Source organism: Streptomyces sp. NPDC001135, from assembly GCF_053598395.1.
In genome coordinates this window covers 356,274-373,999 of record NZ_JBSFKD010000001.1, presented here as the reverse complement: position 1 = coordinate 373,999, position 17,726 = coordinate 356,274, and the positions used below count along the sequence as shown (strand labels likewise).

Annotated in this window: 14 protein-coding genes and 1 pseudogene; 4 read left to right on the top strand and 11 right to left on the bottom strand. The window is 73.0% G+C overall.

The genetic code is table 11. The annotated features are described in order from the left end of the window. Nucleotides 1-29 precede the first annotated feature (29 nt). Nucleotides 30-827, bottom strand: a complete 798-nt coding sequence (locus ACWC94_RS01875) for an AfsR/SARP family transcriptional regulator (protein WP_450794376.1) — start codon at nt 825-827, stop codon at nt 30-32. Nucleotides 828-1,118: 291 nt separating this feature from the next. On the opposite strand from ACWC94_RS01875, the gene ACWC94_RS01870 reads away from it, so the two are divergent. From ACWC94_RS01870 to ACWC94_RS01855, 4 genes are all read left to right on the top strand, one after another. Then, nucleotides 1,119-1,421, top strand: coding sequence for a hypothetical protein (locus tag ACWC94_RS01870; RefSeq protein WP_450794375.1), 303 nt, complete (start codon nt 1,119-1,121; stop codon nt 1,419-1,421). After that, nucleotides 1,418-3,697 (top strand): TOMM precursor leader peptide-binding protein, encoded by a 2,280-nt coding sequence (locus ACWC94_RS01865; RefSeq protein WP_450794374.1) that lies wholly within the window; start codon nt 1,418-1,420, stop codon nt 3,695-3,697. The genes ACWC94_RS01870 and ACWC94_RS01865 overlap by 4 nt, the downstream gene beginning before the upstream one ends. 87 nt (nt 3,698-3,784) lie before the next feature. Continuing rightward, on the top strand, nt 3,785-5,014 hold the full coding sequence (locus ACWC94_RS01860) for a sensor histidine kinase (RefSeq protein ID WP_450794373.1): 1,230 nt from the start codon (nt 3,785-3,787) through the stop codon (nt 5,012-5,014). Between the two features lie 60 nt (nt 5,015-5,074). Then, a complete protein-coding gene (locus tag ACWC94_RS01855) occupies nt 5,075-5,686 on the top strand; it encodes a response regulator transcription factor (protein ID WP_450794601.1) in 612 nt (203 codons plus the stop codon). 213 nt (nt 5,687-5,899) lie between these two features. On the opposite strand, the pseudogene ACWC94_RS01850 reads toward ACWC94_RS01855, so the two are convergent. The 10 genes and pseudogenes from ACWC94_RS01850 to ACWC94_RS01805 all read right to left on the bottom strand — a co-directional run. Then, nucleotides 5,900-6,157, bottom strand: a pseudogene (locus ACWC94_RS01850) (4'-phosphopantetheinyl transferase family protein); the annotation flags it as partial. A gap of 367 nt (nt 6,158-6,524) precedes the next feature. Then, entirely contained in the window at nt 6,525-7,793 is a 1,269-nt protein-coding gene (locus tag ACWC94_RS01845) for an acyltransferase domain-containing protein (RefSeq protein WP_450794372.1), read from the bottom strand. Nucleotides 7,794-7,895: 102 nt separating this feature from the next. Continuing rightward, a complete protein-coding gene (locus tag ACWC94_RS01840) occupies nt 7,896-9,665 on the bottom strand; it encodes an acyl-CoA dehydrogenase (protein WP_450794370.1) in 1,770 nt (589 codons plus the stop codon). After that, nucleotides 9,662-11,380 carry a fatty acyl-AMP ligase gene (locus tag ACWC94_RS01835; RefSeq protein ID WP_450794369.1) on the bottom strand — a complete coding sequence of 573 codons (1,719 nt, stop codon included), beginning with the start codon at nt 11,378-11,380 and terminating at the stop codon, nt 9,662-9,664. The genes ACWC94_RS01840 and ACWC94_RS01835 overlap by 4 nt, the downstream gene beginning before the upstream one ends. A 50-nt stretch (nt 11,381-11,430) precedes the next feature. Further along, entirely contained in the window at nt 11,431-11,622 is a 192-nt protein-coding gene (locus ACWC94_RS01830) for an acyl-CoA carboxylase subunit epsilon (protein WP_450794368.1), read from the bottom strand. 126 nt (nt 11,623-11,748) lie between these two features. Further along, nucleotides 11,749-12,378 (bottom strand): antibiotic biosynthesis monooxygenase family protein, encoded by a 630-nt coding sequence (locus ACWC94_RS01825; RefSeq protein ID WP_450794367.1) that lies wholly within the window; start codon nt 12,376-12,378, stop codon nt 11,749-11,751. Beyond that, complete coding sequence (locus ACWC94_RS01820) at nt 12,365-13,393, bottom strand: aromatase/cyclase (RefSeq protein ID WP_450794366.1); 1,029 nt, start codon at nt 13,391-13,393, stop codon at nt 12,365-12,367. The genes ACWC94_RS01825 and ACWC94_RS01820 overlap by 14 nt, the downstream gene beginning before the upstream one ends. 110 nt (nt 13,394-13,503) lie before the next feature. Next, a complete protein-coding gene (locus ACWC94_RS01815; RefSeq protein WP_450794365.1) occupies nt 13,504-14,535 on the bottom strand; it encodes a ketoacyl-ACP synthase III family protein in 1,032 nt (343 codons plus the stop codon). 42 nt (nt 14,536-14,577) lie between these two features. After that, nucleotides 14,578-16,197 (bottom strand): citramalate synthase, encoded by a 1,620-nt coding sequence (gene cimA, locus ACWC94_RS01810; protein WP_450794364.1) that lies wholly within the window; start codon nt 16,195-16,197, stop codon nt 14,578-14,580. Between the two features lie 331 nt (nt 16,198-16,528). Further along, entirely contained in the window at nt 16,529-17,551 is a 1,023-nt protein-coding gene (locus tag ACWC94_RS01805) for a CaiB/BaiF CoA transferase family protein (protein WP_450794363.1), read from the bottom strand. Nucleotides 17,552-17,726: the final 175 nt, after the last annotated feature.

Genomic DNA, 17,726 nt, shown 5'->3' with positions numbered 1-17,726 from the left:
GAACGCGGGTAGCGCTCCGCTGGGAGTGCTCAGCCGGCCGTGGAGAACGGCACGACGTCGAGTTCCGGGTCCGCGGAGAGGATCGACTGGTGCAGACGCTGCAGCGGGGGCGACGGCTCCAGGCCGAGCTCCTCCACGAGCGAGCCGCGCAGCCGCTGGTAGGCCTCCAGGGCCCGCCAGGCGTTGTTCGAGCGGTGCAGCGCGGTCATCAGATGGGCGCAGAAGTTCTCGTGCATGGGGTGCTTGGCCACCAGGACGCGCAGCTCGGGCACGATCTCGGCGTGCCGCCCGAGGTACAGGTCGGCCTCGACGCGCCGCTCCAGCGCCGCCATCCGGTCCTCTTCGAGCCGCAGGGTCTCCAGTTCGAGGACGCCGCCCACGCGTACGTCCACCAGGGCGGGTCCCTGCCACAACGCCAGGGCCCTGCGCAGGAGTTCGGCGGCGGTCCGGTAGTCGCCGGCCTCGTGGGCGTCACGGCCGGAGGCACACAGCTGCTCGAACTCCTGGACGTCGATCTGTCCCGGCTGCACTTCGAGCAGGTAGCCCCCGTGCTGGGTGACGAGGATGTCCTTGGGCTGCCGGGTCGGGTCGCCCTCCAGGGCGGCCGCGATCCTGCGCCTGATCTGGAGGATGTAGGTCTGCAGCGTGGTGGCGGCGCTGCGGGGTATGTGCTCGCCCCAGATCTCCTCCATCAGCGTCGGTACGGTCACCACGCGTCCGGTCTGGAGGGCGAGCAGGGCGAGAATCTGCCGTGGTTTGGCGGCCGTCGGCACCACCGAGACGCCGTTGAGTTCTGCCGTGAGTTGACCCAGTACCTTGATGTCCATGTGATCACTCTCCCGTGTCGCACGGGCGGTGCCCGCCCCCGTCTCGCGCGGGCAATGCCGTCGGCCGCGGGCCGCGGTCGTCGCCTCCCGAGCATGGCTAGAGCCTGGCAGCAGCCGGGGTCCAGCCACAGTGCGCGGGTCATGAAGAGACCCATGAAAATGTCATACCGCGATGGTGACGCCCGCACTGTGCGCCCCTGAACCGGTCCCCCCAGAATTCGGGTCACGGGATACGCCGAACCAATTCCCGATTGGCAGCGCCTTCAACTACTCAGGACTCTGGGGGTTTCCATGAGCACGTTGACCATGCCCGTCCCGGCCCTTACGGGCGAAACGCCGTCGCAGAACCACGGCATCGCGCTTCTCACCGCCCGCGCCGGACTCGAACCGGAGCTGGCCGCCCGTTACCTGGCCGACCCGGTGTCGGTGCTCGCGGAGTTCGGGGTGGTGGCGGCGGAGCCGGTGTACCTGACGGAGGGCGGCCGGGAGACGCTGGTGATCGAGGATCTGGACCCGGTGAGCACCTCCGTGACCCTCGGCAGCTACTTCAGCCCTCTGTACCTGGGCGAGCACTCCGACACACGGTCGGAATGAGCGGCTCCCGCATGGTGCCCACCGCGGCACGGCAGGTGGGGTTCAAGCCCCACCTGCGCGTCGAGGTCGTCGGCGGCGAGGCCGTGTATCTGCTGTCGGAGTGCGGCACGACCGCCCTGCACGGTCCGCACGTCGAAGCCCTCGCCCCGCTGCTCGACGGAACCCGGACCCTGGAGGCCGTCCTCCGGGAGGCCGCGGCGGTGGTGGACGCCGCGGCGGCGGGCCGGACGATCGCCGCGCTCGCCGAGGCCGAGCTCATCGGCTACCGCGCCCCGTCGGCCGACTCGGCCGCCGAGGCCTACTGGGAACTGGCGGGGCTGAGCAGCGCGGGCGCCCAAGCGGCGCTGCGCAGCACGCCGGTGCACGTCCTCGTGCTGGGCCGCACGGACGCCGGTCCCGTCCGCCGGGAGTGCGTCGCCTCCGGCCTCACCCTGGCCGCCGACGAGGCGTCCGCCGCGTTCACCCTGGTCGTGTGCGACGACTATCTCGACCCGGCACTGGCCGAGGTGGACGCGCGGCACCGCGCCGCGGGCCGGCCCTGGCTGCTGGCCAAACCGTGTGGCGTCGAGGCCTGGGTGGGCCCGGTGTTCGGGCTCCCCGACCGGGCCTGCTGGTCGTGCCTCGCCCACCGGCTGCACGGGCACCGCGCCACGCAGGCGCCGGTGCAGCGGGTGCTCGGGCTGCCCGGCCCGGTGCCTCTCCCGCGGGCGTACCTCGCGTCCGTACGCGCGCTGGGGTTGCAGACCGTGGTCCTGGAGACGATGAAGTGGATCGCCGGGATGCGCCATGCCGAGCAGGCCGCCCTGTGCACCCTGGACACGCGCACCCTGCGTACCCGCCACCACGCGGTGGCCAGGCGCCCCCAGTGTCCCGCCTGCGGTGACCCCGGGCTGGTCGCGGCGGCCGTGCGGCGCCCGGTGGTGTTCGCCCCGCGCCTGAAGGCGGCCACGGCCGGCGGCGGCCACCGGGCCCTGTCACCGGAGTCCGTGCTCGCCCGCTACCGCCACCTCGTCGATCCGCTCACGGGTGTGGTCGGTGACGTACGGCCCGCCCCCGGCACCCCCGACGGCCTGAACCGCTATGTGTCCGGGCGCAACCCCGCCCTGCGCGCCGACTCGCTCGCCGCGCTGCGCAGTGGGCTGCGCAGTCACAGCGGCGGGAAGGGCACCACACCCGTCGAGGCCGAGGTCGGTGCCCTGTGCGAGGCACTGGAGCGCTACAGCGCGACCCGCCACGGGGACGAGCCGGTCGTCGTCGGCACCCTCGCCGGGCTCGGCGAGAGCGCGCTGCACCCCAACGCGTGCCAGCTGTACGCCGACCGGCAGTTCGCGGAGCGGGACCTCTGGAACCGCTCGGCCACGGCGTTCCAGCAGGTTCCGCCGCCGTTCGATCCGCACGCGCCCACGGAGTGGACCCCGGTGTGGTCGGTGACCGCGGGCACCCAGCGGCTGCTGCCCACCTCGATGCTCTACTTCGGGCCCGCCCCCGGCACACGGCCGTCGGCGCCGTGGGCGGACTCCAACGGCAACGCGGCCGGCAGCAGCCTGGAGGACGCCGTGCTCCAGGGCTTCCTCGAAGTGGTCGAGCGCGACGCGGTGGCCCTGTGGTGGTACAACCGCACCCGGCAACCCGGCGTCGACCTGGACGCCTTCGACGACCCCTGGCTCGCCGACGTCCGTGCCGCGTACGGCAGGCTGCGCCGCGACCTGTGGGTGCTGGACCTGACCGCGGACTTCGGCGTCCCCGTCATGGCCGCCGTCTCGTGCCGCAACGACGGGACGGCCCAGCGGATCTGCTTCGGGTTCGGTGCCCATTTCGACCCGCGTACGGCACTGCGCCGCGCGGTGACCGAGATGGCGCAGTTGCTCCCGCCGCCGCACGTGGAAGCGGAAGAGGGCGGCGACTTCGCGTCCGTCCACCCCGAGCTGGCCTCCTGGTGGACGGGGGCGACTACCCGGAATCAGCCATATCTCGTGCCGGATCCGGCCGAGTCACCGCGTACACCCGCAAGTTACGTGTACGAGCCACAAATTGACCTGCGGGGCGACCTCACCGTCGCGGAACACCTGGTGAAAGCCCGCGGCATGGAGCTGCTCGTCCTTGATCAGACCCGGCCTGACGTGCGGCTTCCCGTAGTGAAGGTGATCGTTCCGGGAATGCGCCACTTCTGGGCCAGGTTCGCGCCCGGACGACTCCACGACATCCCCGTGACACTCGGTCGCATCGCGCGCGCAACGCGCTACGAGGACCTCAACCCGATTCCGATGTTCGTGTGAATCCGGCGGATTAAGGCCATCGGAGGGCCCGAATCAGCCGTGACCCCTACCATGCCTTGCACCATGTCCCCGGGCGAGGAGGTAGCGATGCCGGACGCTTTCCGGAGAGCGGAAACTCCCAAGGAGGCCGAGAGTTCCGCACCGGCATCGGCCCACCCGGCGATGGCGCCCCGCCTTGCCCGGGCGATCACGGTCGTGGTCCTGTCCTGCTACTGCTCCGTCGTCATCATCAACGTCCTGTCCTTCAGCAAGGCGAGCCCCGCCAAACTCGCGGCCTGCGTCGGCGTCGTCCTGCTCGAGTTCGGTGTGCAGCTCACCCTCACCTCGGCCTCCGCACGCGGCTGGAGCCTGCGCCGGCGCCTCGTCACCCTCGCGGCGCAGGTGATCCTGACCTATCTGCCGGCGGCCTGGTTCGGCCTCAACTGGGGCAGCATGCAGGGGCCCCTGGCCGGGACGATCCTGCTGCTGCTCCCCTACCGCGTCGCCTGGCCCGCGTTCGGTCTCGTCGTCGCCACCTCGCCGGTGTACCCACTGCTCGAGGGTGAAGCCGTTCTCTACGGCTGCTATGTCGTCATCTCCGTCGTCCTCGCGGGCTTCGTCATCTACGGCCTCACCCGCCTCACCGACCTCGTCCAGCAAGTGCACGAGACGCGCGAGCAGTTGGCCCGCATGGCCGTGGTCCAGGAACGCCTGCGCTTCGCCCGGGACCTGCACGACCTGCTCGGCTACAGCCTCTCCACGATCACGCTCAAGGGCGAGCTGGTCAGCCGGCTCATCACCGTCCGCCCGGAGCAGGCCGCCGAGGAGACCACGTCCATGCTGCTCGTCGCACGCCAGGCCCTCGCCGACGTACGTCTCGTCTCGCGCGGCTACCGGGACATGTCGCTGCGCGAGGAGGCGGAGTCGGCGGCGAAGGTCCTCCTGTCGGCCGAGGTCCGCGTCGAGACCGACGTACGGGTCGAGCGGCTGCACCCGGTGGTCGACACGGTCCTCGCGACCACCCTGCGGGAGGGAGTCACCAACATCCTGCGCCACAGCAAGGCCGAGGTATGTACCATCAGGGCCACCAGCGGCACGGAAACGGTTCTGCTGACGTTGGTCAACGACGGGGTCACGAACGGGGGGAAGTCTGACACCCTGTCCGGGGGCGGTAGCGGTCTGGCCAATCTTCGCACACGGCTCACCGAGATCGGCGGGGACCTGACGGCCGGCGTCGACCGGGACGGTCTGTTCCGTCTCGAGGCAAGGGCGCCGCTCCAGCCGCACCAGGGGGAAGCCGGCCCGGTCGCGTCCGGCGCCGAGAGAGCCATGGCCTGACCGGGTCCCGAGGGGCCCGGTCAGACGAGAGACACCGCTACCTGGGGGAGGTAACAGGTGCTGTCCATCAACATCCTTCTCGCCGAGGATGTGCACATGATTCGCGGCGCTCTGATCGCACTGCTGCAACTCGAACCCGATCTGCGGGTCGTCGCCTCCGTCGAACGGGGCGACACGATCGTCAGCACCGCGCTCGAGGTCCGGCCCGACGTCGCGGTGATCGATGTCGACCTGCCGGGGATGGACGGTCTGACGGCCGCGGCCGAACTGCACGAGCAACTCCCCAGCTGCCGTTCCCTGATCCTCACCAGCCTCGGCAAGCCCGGCACCCTGCGCCGCGCCATGTCGGCCCATGTCTCCGGCTTCCTCCTGAAGGACTCCCCTCCCGACCAGCTCGCCTGCGCCGTACGCTCCGTGGCGCGCGGTGGGCGTGTCGTGGACCCGCAACTCGCCCTGACCGCCTGGGACTACCCCGACAATCCGCTGTCCCGCCGGGAGATGGAGGTGCTACGCCTGGCGGCCCGGGGGGCCGACGCCGCCGAGATCGCCGGCTGCCTCTACCTCACCAACGGCACCGTGCGTAACTACCTCACCTCGATCGTCGGCAAGCTGGGCGCCCGCAATCGCGTCGACGCCATACGCATAGCCGAAGAGGCCGGCTGGATTCCCTGAGCCCGCCGGAGCGGGGCCCGGCCGGGACCCGGCACCGAACAGCGCGTCGAGCAGCCCCTCGTCGAGCGTCGTACCCACCGACACGTCCGCCAGCTCCCCGAACCCGGTGTCGAGGACGGCCACGCTCATCACATGGTGGGCGCCGACGGGGAAGGTGGCGAACGTCCATCCGTCGTCGCCGGCGGCCGTGCCGTCGGGGCACACCAGGCGGGCGCCGGACGCGCCGTGCAGCGCGAACCCGAACTCGGTGAAGCGGAACCGGAGGCCCTGGCCCAGTGCCTTGCTGTAGGCCTCCTTCAGGGTCCACAGCCGCACCATCGTGTCGTTGCGGACGCTGTCGCCGCCCTGGTCGAGGTGGTGCTTCTCGAAGGGCGTGCAGGCCTGCGCCTCGGACCCGGTGTGCGCGAGACGGCGGTCGGCGCGCTCCACGTCGACCCCGATACGGCCCCGGCGGGTCACGCCGACGACCATCGTCTCGTCGGTGTGGCTGAGGCTGATGTCGATCTGGTCCAGGCCCCGCACGTAGGGGCGCCCGCCCGGCAGGTACGCCAGGTCCACCAGCTGCGGGAGCGTCTGGACGGCCGCCGCGGCGGTGTGCCGCAGAAACAGCCGGGAGGCGAGGAAGCGCTCCCGCATGTCGGCCCTGCCGAGCTTCTGGTAGCGGGCCCAGTCACGGCCGAGGAGCAGGCGCAGCTCGTCCGCGTCGGCGTCCGGCCGCCAGCCGGGCATCCTGCCGTACACCAGGACGCTGCCGAAGCGCACGAGTTCGTCGTGGACCTGCTCCCACGGGCTGTCCGGGCTCGGCGCGGACAGCGGCCGGCTGATCGTCGTCATCGGCTCACGCCCCTGCCAGCGCCGCCGCCAGCGGACCCGCGTCGAGGGCGGAGATCACCCCGGCCAGGTCCACCGCGTCGCTCTCCGGGCCACGGCACACCGCGAGGCACGTCGGCCCGTCGCTGCCGCCCATCCGGCGCAGGAACGGCGTGAGCACCACCCGCGGGCCGATCTCCACCACGTGGGTCGGGGTCTGCTGGGCGAGCATCGCGCGGGCGGCGTCGGCGAACCGGACCGGCGCGGTGATCTGCTCGCTCCAGTACGGCCCGTACAGCGGCTCGGTGGTGAGCCTGCCGAACACCGTGGAGTAGAACGGCACGCGGGGCGCGCCGCCGGCGATCCGGCGGGCCACCGCGTCGAACCTCGGCACCATGGGGGCCATCAGCGGCGAGTGGAAGGGGTGGGTCACCGTCAGGTGGCGGCAGGCGATACCCCGGCCCTCCAGCTGCTCCTGGATGCGCTCGAGTCCCGCGCGGTCACCGGAGAGGACGGTGGCCTTGGCGGCGTTGATGGCGCTGATGCCGACGCCGGGTTCGGCCGCGACCAGTTCGGCCGCCTCGAACGGGGCGGCGCAGGTGGCCATCATGCCGCCGTCGGAGGGCAGGTACTGCATGAAGGCGCCGCGCAGCGCGACCAGTTTGGCCGCGTCGGGCAGCGACAGGGCGCCCGCGACGGCCGCCGCCGCGAACTCGCCGATGCCGTGGCCCAGGACCGTGACGGGGGCCACGCCCTCGTCGTGGAGGGTCCGGGCGAGGGCGTACTCGACGGCGAACAGCGCCGGCTGGGTGAAGGCGGTCTGGTGGACGCGCGGGTCGTGGCCGAGGATCAGATCGACCACCGACGTGCCGGTGTAGGGCAGCAGCTCGGCGGCGACCTCGTCGAGATGGGTGCGGTAGCCGGTGCAGTCCCGGTACAGGCCGGAGGTCATGCCCGGGTGCTGGGAACCCTGGCCGGTGAACACCAGGGCCGCCCGGACCAGGCCGCCGCCCGCCGGGCGGGGATCGCGGTGGGCCATGTGGCGGGCCAGCTCCCGCACGGTGGGGTACACCGCGATGTCGGTGGGGTCGATCAGCGGGCCGAACTCCTCCTCGATGTCGCCGTAGAGGCTGAGCGTGGCCACCGAGTCGAGCCCGTACTCGTGGAAGGGCGTGTCCTCGTCCACCGGCACACCGAGGTAGTAGGTGAGCCGCTCGGTGAGCCATTCGCGGTGGGCGGCGTCGAACGCGGCGTCCTGCGCGTCGTCGTGCGCGTCGTCGTGCTGGGGTTCGGGCATGGTCGGTGCTCCATCTCGGGCTCGGGTGGGTGACCTCCGCCGACGGAAAGCGGCTCCGGGGAAGTGCGTTCCCACGTCGTTCGGTGCGTGCTCTCGGTTGGACTACCCCGGGGTCGCTCGGGCCAGCGCGGAGCCGTACAGGTCGTAGCTGCGGCGGTCGTGCAGGCGGTCCAGGGCCTCCGTAAGGACGCGCTGTTCGCAGGCGAAGGGCCGGTCGGGTACGGACAGGCCCAGCCGGCGGCCGAGGCGGTGGAGCACCGCCGAGGCCCAGGCCGGGTCGGCCAGGAACGCGTCGGTACCGGTCTTCGCCTGCTCGCGCCAGGTCCCCAGACAGCACGCCGCCGCCAGGACCAGGGTGTAGCGGTCGGCGAGCGCGAAGGTGCGGGGGCTGGCCAGCGCCGTGCGGTCGCCGGGGTCGATCTCGCCGAACGCCTTGGCGAGGTCGCGCAGTTCGTCGGTGAAGGCCCTCGCCAGGGTGGGCAGCAGGGGCCGGTCCCCGGGGCCGGGCACGGTCGGGCCGGCCGACTCCAGCCAGTCGGTGCAGGCCACCAGGGTCGCGGCCAGCGGGTCGCTGTCGCCGAGCAGGGACAGGCCCGGCAGGTCGAGCGGCGGCAGGTCCTCGTCCGGCCGGAACAGCGCGGCGGGTGCCTCCTCGTCGGCGAACCAGCAGTGCCGGGCGAAGTGCGGCAGCTGCGGCAGGATGCTGACCTGGCGGCCCGCGCTGCCGGCGTGGCCCAGCGAGGTCACGGGCAGGTCCCGCAGCTGCTTCTGGAACATCCCGTACGTCCCGCTCACCGCGAAGCTCTCCTCGCCGAGCACCGCCGCCATCTCGTCCATCGTCTCGGCGGCGAACCGCGGCGCGAGATAGGCCGCCGACGCCGCGTACGCGCTCATCTGCCGCGGCAGCAGATGCAGCGACCGGGTGGCGACCAGGGCCAGGCAGTCGATGAGCAGCAGGTCCAGGAAGGCCCCGGTGAGCACGTCGCGCACGTGCCGCACGTCGAGCGAGGAACGGCCGTCGTCGCGGCGCCGGGTGGCGAAGGCGGCCACGGTGCGCAGGGCGGTGTCGACGCCGGCGAGCACGATCGACGGGATGAGGCCGCGGATCATCAGGGAGGACCGCAGGGACAGCTCGTAGCCGTCGCCGATACGGCCGAGTACGGCGCTTTCGGGCACGGTGCAGCCGGTGAACGCCAGGCCCCCGAACTCGGCGCTGCGCATGCCGGTGGTGGAGTGCCGGTCGAGGTCGGTGATCCGGTCGGCGGGCAGGGCGGCCCGGTCGAGGATCAGGACCGAGTGGCTGCGGCCACCACCCGGGGCGTCGGAGGTGCGGGCGAAGACCACCAGGCCCCGCGAGCGGGCCGCGTTGGCGATCGCGGTCTTGCTGCCGTCGACCGACAGGCCCGAGGCGACGGGCCGGGCGGTCAGCTCGTCGCGGACGAAGTCGTTGCCGTGCGCCACCTCGTGCCGGGCGACGGCCACCCGCTCGCCGCCCAGCAGCAGCCGGGCGACGAAGCGCTGTTGCTCCGCGGTGCCGGCGGTCCATACGGGTACGGCGGCGAAGAAGCAGCTCAGGCCGTAGCCGAAGCCGAGGGAGGCGTCGCGGCGGAACAGGGGGCGCAGGAGTTGGCCCAGGACGTCCATGCGGCGGAGCCTGCCGCCGAGGCGCTCCGGGACGAACTCGGCGTTGAGAGCGAAGTCGTCCAGGACGTCCTCCGCGCCGGGCAGTTGTTCGCCTGCGGCGTCGGCCTTCAGCAGGGCTGCGGCGCCCAGGGGGTTCTCGGGGGCGTCCAGGGGGCCGAAGGCTGCTTCCAGGGCGTCGATCCGGGTGCGCTCCGCCGCCCGGTTCGCGGCCCCTCTCGCGGGCGTCATCGCCGGCTCCTTCGTACGAGCCGCTCTACCTCCGGGTCGACCCACTCGTGCAGGGCCGTCAGTTCGCCGTTGAGGAACAGGCGGCGCATCGCGGCCCGCTCCACCTTGCCGCTGGTGGTGCGGCGCACCGTCCCGGGGCGTACCAGGAGGACACCGCCGGCCCGGACGTCGTACTGCTCGCCCAGGGTGCGCTGCACGGAGGTGGCGAGTTCGGCCAGGTCGACTCCGTAGCGGCTGCGGGTCCGCAACTCCTGGACGACGACGAGGCGTTCGCGTTCCGCGGGCACCCCGAAGGCGGTGCCGGAGCCGAACAGGGCACTGACCTCGCGCACGGAGCGTTCCAGGTCCTGCGGGTAGAGGTTGCGGCCCGCCACCACGATCATGTCCCTGATCCGGCCGGTCACATACAGCTGCCCGTCGACGAGGGCGCCGAGGTCCCCGGTGCGCAGGTAGCCGCGCTCGCCGTCCTTGATCCGGCCGTCGAAGGTCTCGGCGCTCCGTGCGGGAACGCCCCAGTAGCCGCGCGCGACGGCCGCGCCGCGCACCCATATCTCCCCGACGCGGCCGTCGTCGAGCGCCTCGTGGCTGTCCGGGTCGACGATGCGCACCTCGGCGGAGGCGGGACGGCCGCAGGAGACGGTCTCCCGCGGCGGGCCGTCGGCGGCGAGGGGCCCCGGCAGGGGGCGGGTCTCGACCGCGGAGGTGTCCCGGTCGCCCGCGACGAGCAGGGTCGCCTCCGCGAGGCCGTAGCAGGGCGTGAGCGCCTCGGGCCGCAGTCCGGCGGGGGCGAAGCGTTCGGCGAAGGCCCGCATGGTGGCGGCGGTCACGGGTTCTCCGCCGTTGACGGCGACGCGCCAGCCGGACAGGTCGAGTCCGGCGAGCTGGCTGTCGTTGACCCGGCGCACGCACAGCTCGTAGGCGGAGTCGGGGGCGCCGCTGACGGTGAGGCCGTAGCGCGAGATCGTCTCCAGCCAGTTCGCCGGGCGCTTGACGAAGGCGACCGGGGAGAGCAGGACGGCGGTGCCGCCGAGCCACAGGGCGTGCAGCAGCTGACCGACCAGGCCCATGTCGTGGTGGAGGGGCAGCCAGCCGCCGATCCTGCTGCCCGGCCTGGTGCCGAGCGCCGCACTGATCGCCTCGTGGCCCGCGAGCAGCGCCCGGTGCGTGACGACCACACCGCGTGGTTCGCGGGTGGAGCCCGAGGTGTACTGCACGAACGCGACGTCGTCCGGTCCCTGGGGGACCGTCCGGAACGGCTCGTCCCCGGTGTCGTCCGCGGCGTCGGTCGGGATGCAGGTGATCCGTCCGTAGCCGGTACGGGCCAGCAGCTGCGTCACCTCGGGCGCCTCGGCGAGGGAGGTGAGCACACCGGCGGCCGCGGCGTCCTTGACGATGCCCGCGATCCGCTCGTCGTGCCGGCCCGCCGTGCCGGGCGGCGCGGCGGGCACCGCGGCCACGCCCGCGTACAGGCAGGCGAGGAAGCTGACGGCGAACTGCCGGCGCGAGCGGTGCAGGATCAGCATGCGCTCGCCGGGCGCCACATAACGCCCGATCCGGGCGGCCACGGCGCGGGCCGCCCGGTCGAGTTCGCCGTAGCCGATCGGGTCCGGCCGCAGTACGCCGTCCCGCTCACGGAGCAGGATCAGCGCCTCGCGGGCGGGCGCCTCGGCAACCCTGCTGCGCACGATGTCGGTGAACGTCCGGTGACCGGTCAACGCCTCCCCCTTCGCTGTCGCGCGTTCCCTCGGGCACATGGCGGGACGGGTCATCGGCCGGACCCGTCCGGCACCGGGCGGTAGTCGCCGCCCTTGACGGTCCAGTTCGCGTACGCCGCGAGGGCGGTGGCCTCCGGTTGCCGCGCACGGCGCACCAGGGCCAGCAGCACGGCGGTGACCGCGGCCAGTTCCTCCGCGTCGGGCCGCCCGCGCACCACGGTGATGTGCCTCTCGTTCGACATGGCACCAGCGTGCCGCCTCGCCCTCGAGGAGCCCTCGTGCCCGGAACGCGGGAGAGCCGAGGACCGGATGTCCTCGGCTCTCGTCCCGCTGGGGCACGGCCGGCGCACGCTCCCGTGGGTCGCCGGTCAGTCGATGACGCGCTCGTACGCCACGTGCCGGGTCCGCTCGACGACCAGCTCCGCGATGTCGCCCAGCGTGTCGAGCGCGGCCTTGACCGGTGTGCTCTCGAAGGCCTGCGTCAGCACGTCGGCGTCCTGCCACCACAGGACGCCCGTGTACACGGCGGGGCGGACGATGGAGCGCAGCAGATCACTGCCCCCGAATCCGCCCGCCGCGGCCAGTTCCCCGGCGAGTTCGGCGAAACCCCGCTCGAAGGCACGCCAGTCCCCGCGCACCCGGGCCCGTACCAGGGCCACGCTGCGCGTCCCGGCCTGCGCGTTGCCCCGCAGCATCCGGCCGGCGCTGACCGCCTGGTCGAACTCCGTCTCGACGAGCGGTTCGAGGCGCTCGACGTGCCCCAGGAACGTCTCGTCGTGCACGGTGTCCAGGAAGGCCTGCAGAGTCCTCCAGTGCGCGAGGTGGACGTAGACGTGCGGCCGGTCGACGAGCTGCATGGTCACCAGGTACTCGAAGTCCGCCCGGCGGCGCAGGAACTGGGAGTGTTCCCGGAACATCCGCTCGAACCTGTCGGTGTCGCCCTTGACCTCGAACCGGTTGATGACCGTGACGGGCCCGGCTAGTTCACGTCCCGGCATGCAGGTCCTCCGCGAATCTCTTGGCGTGACGCAAGGTGGTGGAGCTGTTGGTACCCAGGGCCTTGCGGACCAGGGCCCTGGCCTCGGCGAGGGTGGCCTCGGGGCCGAGCGCGCTGCGGACCCCTTCCGGGTCGAGGACGACCGTGTGCCAGGAGGTGACGGTGAGGGTGCCGTCGTCGCCGGCGGGCTCGATGGTCCAGCGGCCCGTGTGCACGCGCATCGCGACGGGCACCCGCAGCTGCTTGTACACGATCTGCCGGCGGTCCTCGAAGCAGACCCGCACCGAGGTGGTGTTGTGCAGGGAGCCGTCCGGGCTGCGGGTGTCCATGTCCATGTGCTGGATGCCGGGCTCGTCCTCCGTGAGGCCGAGCCGGGCCACGTGCGGCAGCCGCTCGGGCCACAGCTCGGCACGGTTCAGGAAGCCGTACACGTCGCCGGCCGCCCCGGCGACGGTCACCGAGTCGCTGAAGGTGAACTGCAACTCGCCGGCGGCCTCGCCGAGTTCGGCGGCGTTCTTCAGCGCGGCGAGCTCGGCGACGCTGTTGCGGTCGACGGCGCGCTCGATCAGCGCCTCGGCCTCGGGGTCGTCGCCGACGGCGCGGTAGTCGTGCAGCAGCACCACCCGGGTCGTGCCGTCGTCGACCTCCTCGATGCGCCAGGTACCGCCCATCGAGGCGACGGGGGCCGCCGAGACCACCTGCCGGAAGGTGATGACACGGGCCCGCGGGTCGAGGGTGCGGCGCGAGGTCCAGGTGCGCACCTGCTCGTTGGCCATCGCCCAGATGCGCAGCAGCTGCTCGCCCGTGCCCGGCGCACCCGGCGTGCCCGCTGAGTCCGCTTCGAGTACTTCGACGTGCACGGTGGGTCCGAACACCTGGGGCCAGGCGGAGACGTCGGCCACCAGCGCGTAGACGGCGTCGGGCGGTGCGGCCACGGTGATGGAGTGCTCTGTGACGTGCGGGCCCGGGACGGGGCGCTCGGTGTCCGGTGTCTCGCTCGCAACGGTCGTCGCCACGGCGGTCCTTCCTTGGGTCGTGCCGTCGAGGACGGCGGTCAGCAGATTGACACAGGTGCCCTGGAGTACGCCTCGACCCTGGGTGGAGACCGGCCGGGGCAGGGCGTTGCTCAGTCGGCCCAGTCGGGTCGCCGGACGATCTCCACCACGGCGCATCCCCAGCTGTAGCCGGCGCCGACGCTGATCAGCACACAGCGGTCGCCGGGCCGGGCCTTCCCCGACACCACCAGGTGATCGAGCCCGGCGAACTGGTCACCGGCCCCGAGGTGGCCGACCGTGCGGCTGAACTCCCAGGGCGTGCGGGCCTGTTCGATGCCGAACGGCTTGTAGTAGATGGCCTGGAGCCGGCGTTGCCCGAAGTGCGGCAGCACCACCCAGCGGGCGTCGGCCAGCTCCATCCCGGCGTCGGCGAGCGCCTCCTTGACCACGGTCTGCTGGCCGTTGTGCGCACGGGTGATGGCGTACGACATGCCCGTCCGGCCGATGAAGGAGCGTTTGGCCTCCTCGAAGTCGACCGGCATCCGGTGACTGAAGGGGGCCCGGGTGAAGGGATCGTCACCGCGGTGCATCGGTTCGAGTTCCGGGTCGGCGTGCAGCGCGAGGGAGACGAGCCGGGCGAAGCCGCCGCGCCGGGAGAGCACGAGGGCCGCGGCGCCGTCGGCGTAGGGCGTGCCGGGGTCGGTCCGCCAGCGGTCGATGCCCGGCGTGCAGAACCGGTCGGCACTGGTGAGCAGCGCGTCGCCGTGGCCGTGGCCCGCCGTGAGGTAGGCGGCGGCGAGGTCCATCGCCGCCAGGCCGCCGTTGGACATCTGCCGGATCTCCAGGGCGGGGCAGTGGTTGCCGAGCGCCTCGCGCTGGATGTACGAGGCGACGGGCCACAGGTCCTGCCCCTGGTGGTAGGTGTCCGCGTGCAGCAGCAGATCCACGTCGGCGGGGTCGCTGCCCGCGCGGGCCAGCGCGGTCCGCGCGGCGTGGGCCGCCATCTGCGCGGCGGACTCGTCCGGGGAGTACGCCACCGAGACGGCGCCGGTGGCCGCGGCGAGGTTCGCCGGGCAGTCGCCCGCCGCCACGGCGTCGTCGATGCTCAGCCGGGACGGGAGGCGCACCGAGGTCGCCCGTAGGTAGAGGTCTTCCACGCGCACAGCCGCTCTCCTGAGGGTTCGAAGGGATCAGAGCCCGTGCTCTCAGTCGGCCGGTGCGGCCAGCAGCTCCGGGGCCGCCTCGCCCCGGGCCCGGCCGGATCCGCCGGACAGGACGTGGTGGACGCCGTCGAGCAGGGCCTGCAGCGCGGCCGCCGTGGCATGCGCGGCCACGCCGACGGTGCCCCAGTCGCGCTCGCCGTCCTGGAACGTGAGGAGCACCCGGACCAGGCTCGGCTGTCCGTTCCCGCCGGCCAGTTCCCGTGTCCGGTGGGTGTGCAGCCGCAGTCCGGCCATCTCGGGGAAGAACGAATCGAGTGCCTGGTGCAGGGCGGCGTCCAGGGCGTGCACCGGTTCCCTGCCCTCGCCGGTCGCGGTCAGCGGCACCCCGTCGACGCACAGCCGCATCGTGGCCCGCGCGGCGCCGCCGTCGCCGTCGAGCGTCACCTGCCACGACTCGACGTCGAACGGCGGCAGGTACGGGTGTTCGTCCAGCTCCTCGCGCAGCAGCAGCGCGAAGGAGGCGTCGGCGGACTCGAAGGTGTAGCCGCGGCTCTCCAGCTCCTTGACCCGGGCCGCGGCGCGGCCGACCGCCGCGGAACCGGCGTCGGCCTCGTAGCCCAGCTCGCGGGCCTTCAGCTCGATGGAGGAGCGGCCGCCCATGTCGGAGACGAGGACGCGCATGGTGTTGCCGACGCGGGCCGGGTCGATGTGCTGGTACAGGCCGGGGTCCACGCGCAGCGCGGAGGCGTGCAGGCCCGCCTTGTGCGTGAAGGCCGCCGCGCCGACGTACGGCGCGGCGTGCGCGCCGGGGATGCCGGTGACCTGGGCGATGACCCGCCCGGCCGGTTCCAGGGCGGCGAGCCGCTCCAGCGGGATCACCTCCAGGCCCCGCTTGAGGACGAGGTTGGCGATGACGGTGAGCAGGTTCGCGTTGCCGCAGCGTTCGCCGTAGCCGTGGACCGTGCCCTGGGCGTGCCGCGCGCCCGCGTCGACGGCGGCCATGGTGTTGGCGACGGCGCAGCCGGTGTCGTCGTGGCAGTGGATACCGACGGCGGCGCCGGTCATGGCGCCGGTGTCGGCGACGACGGCCTTCACCTCGTCGGGCAGGGAGCCGCCGTTGGTGTCGCACAGCACGACGGTCTCGGCGCCGGCCTCCATCGCCGTGCGCACCACTTCCAGGGCGTACTCGCGGTTGGCGAGGTAGCCGTCGAAGTAGTGCTCGGCGTCCAGGAAGACCCGGCGGCCGGCGAGCACCAGGTGCTGCACGGTGGACCGGATCATGGCGAGGTTCTCGGCGAGCGTGGTGCGCAGGGCCGCCTCCACGTGCCCCGGGTGGCTCTTGGCGACGAGGGTCACCGCCGGGGTCTCCGCCTCCAGCAGGGCCCGCACCTGCGGGTCCTGCGACACCGCGACACCGGGCCTGCGGGTGGCACCGAAGGCCGTCAACAGGGCGGAGCGGAGGTCGAGTTCGGTGCGGGCCCGGCGGAAGAACTCGGTGTCCTTCGGGACGGCGCCGGGCCAGCCGCCTTCGATGAACCCCACGCCGAGGGCGTCCAGGCTGCGCGCAATGGCGAGCTTGTCGTCGACGGTGAGGGCGAGCCCCTCCATCTGCGTCCCGTCGCGCAGGGTCGTGTCGTAGAGCTGAAAGCTGCGCTCCGCCATCGCCCCTCCTAACTGTCGGCCTGCGGCGCCGGTCGGCCGCTGCTGGTTCCCTCAGATTCCGGCCGTCGCCTCGAAGCCGCCCGGAGTGCGGCTCGAACCCGGGCCGGGCCCCGGCGGCATGCGTCAGGGGCCGGGCGGCTGGTCTGCCACCCGGCCCCTGACCTGGGTAACCGGATCCGTCCCGGGGGTGCCGCCGCGGGAGACGGTGACGGCCTCGGGCTCCGCGGCCGGGTCCTGGCGGGGCGGGGGCTCGGGCGGCGCGCACGGCGGCGGGTGGCCGGGCGGGGCGACGGCGGAACCGCGTCCCGCCCGGTTCGCGGGGCGGCCACGGTCAGCGGAGGTCCGCCTGCACCTTGCCGAAGCGCGGGGCCGGTGCGCTGGGACCGCTTCCCCGCGCCCGGTGATGGGGGTGTGCCGCGGCTTCCTCGACATCGAGGACCGGTGTCACGCACGCCTCCGTCCCCTCGAAGTCGCGGGCCCAGTCGTCCCGGTCGCGGGTGAGGAAGCGGCGGGCGAGGACCCGGCGCAGGGAGGGCCAGTTGACGGGGTCGCCGCGGTCCGGCAGTCGTTCGGGGTCGAGCTCCAGGCCACGCAGCAGCGCCTGGTAGAACCGGTCCTCCAGCGCGCCCACGGCGACGTACCTGCCGTCCGCGCACGCGTAACACGAGTAGAAGGGCGCCCCGCCGTCCAGCAGGTTGACCCCACGCTCGTGCCGCCACTGCCCGGCCCGGGCCATCGCGGTCAGCATCCCGAGCATCGCGCCGGCACCGTCCACGATCGCCGCGTCCACGATCTGTCCGCGGCCCGAGGTCCCCCGCTCGTACAGGGCGGCCAGCACCCCGGCGACCAGGAACATCGCGCCGCCCGCGAAGTCGCCGAGCAGGTTCACCGGTGGCACCGGTGGTCCGCCCGCCTCGCCGATGGCGTGCAACGCCCCGGTCAGGGCGAGGTAGTTGATGTCGTGCCCGGGGGTGGTGGCGAGCGGCCCGTGCTGGCCCCAGCCGGTCATCCGGCCGTAGACCAGGCGGGGATTGCGTCCGAGGCAGACGTCGGGGCCGATGCCCAGGCGCTCGGCCACGCCCGGCCGGAACCCCTCCACCAGGACGTCCGACTGCTCGACCTGGCGCAGCAGCCAGTCCACGTCACCGGGGTCCTTGAGGTCCAGCTCCATCGTGCGGCGCCCCCGGTCCAGTTCGCCGTGCCAGTCGGCGAACGACCGGGCGCCGTCGGCCCGGTCGATCCGCACCACGTCGGCCCCCAGGTCGGCGAAGATCATGCAGGCGAACGGTGCGGGCCCGATCGCCGCCAGCTCCACGACCCGCAGGCCGTGCAGTGGTCCTGTACCTGTCGCCATCTGCGGCTCCTCCTCCGTCGGAGCCGGAACGCTGCGGGGAGCTCCTTGGGCGCCGGTGGAGGGCGGGTCGTGGGGCGCCGGTGGCTCCGCGGACCCAGGGCGCACAGCTCTGCGCGGACTCGACCACGGCCCAAGAAGGTCCCGGTCTACTGGCCCCTCGGACCCGGCCAGAAGG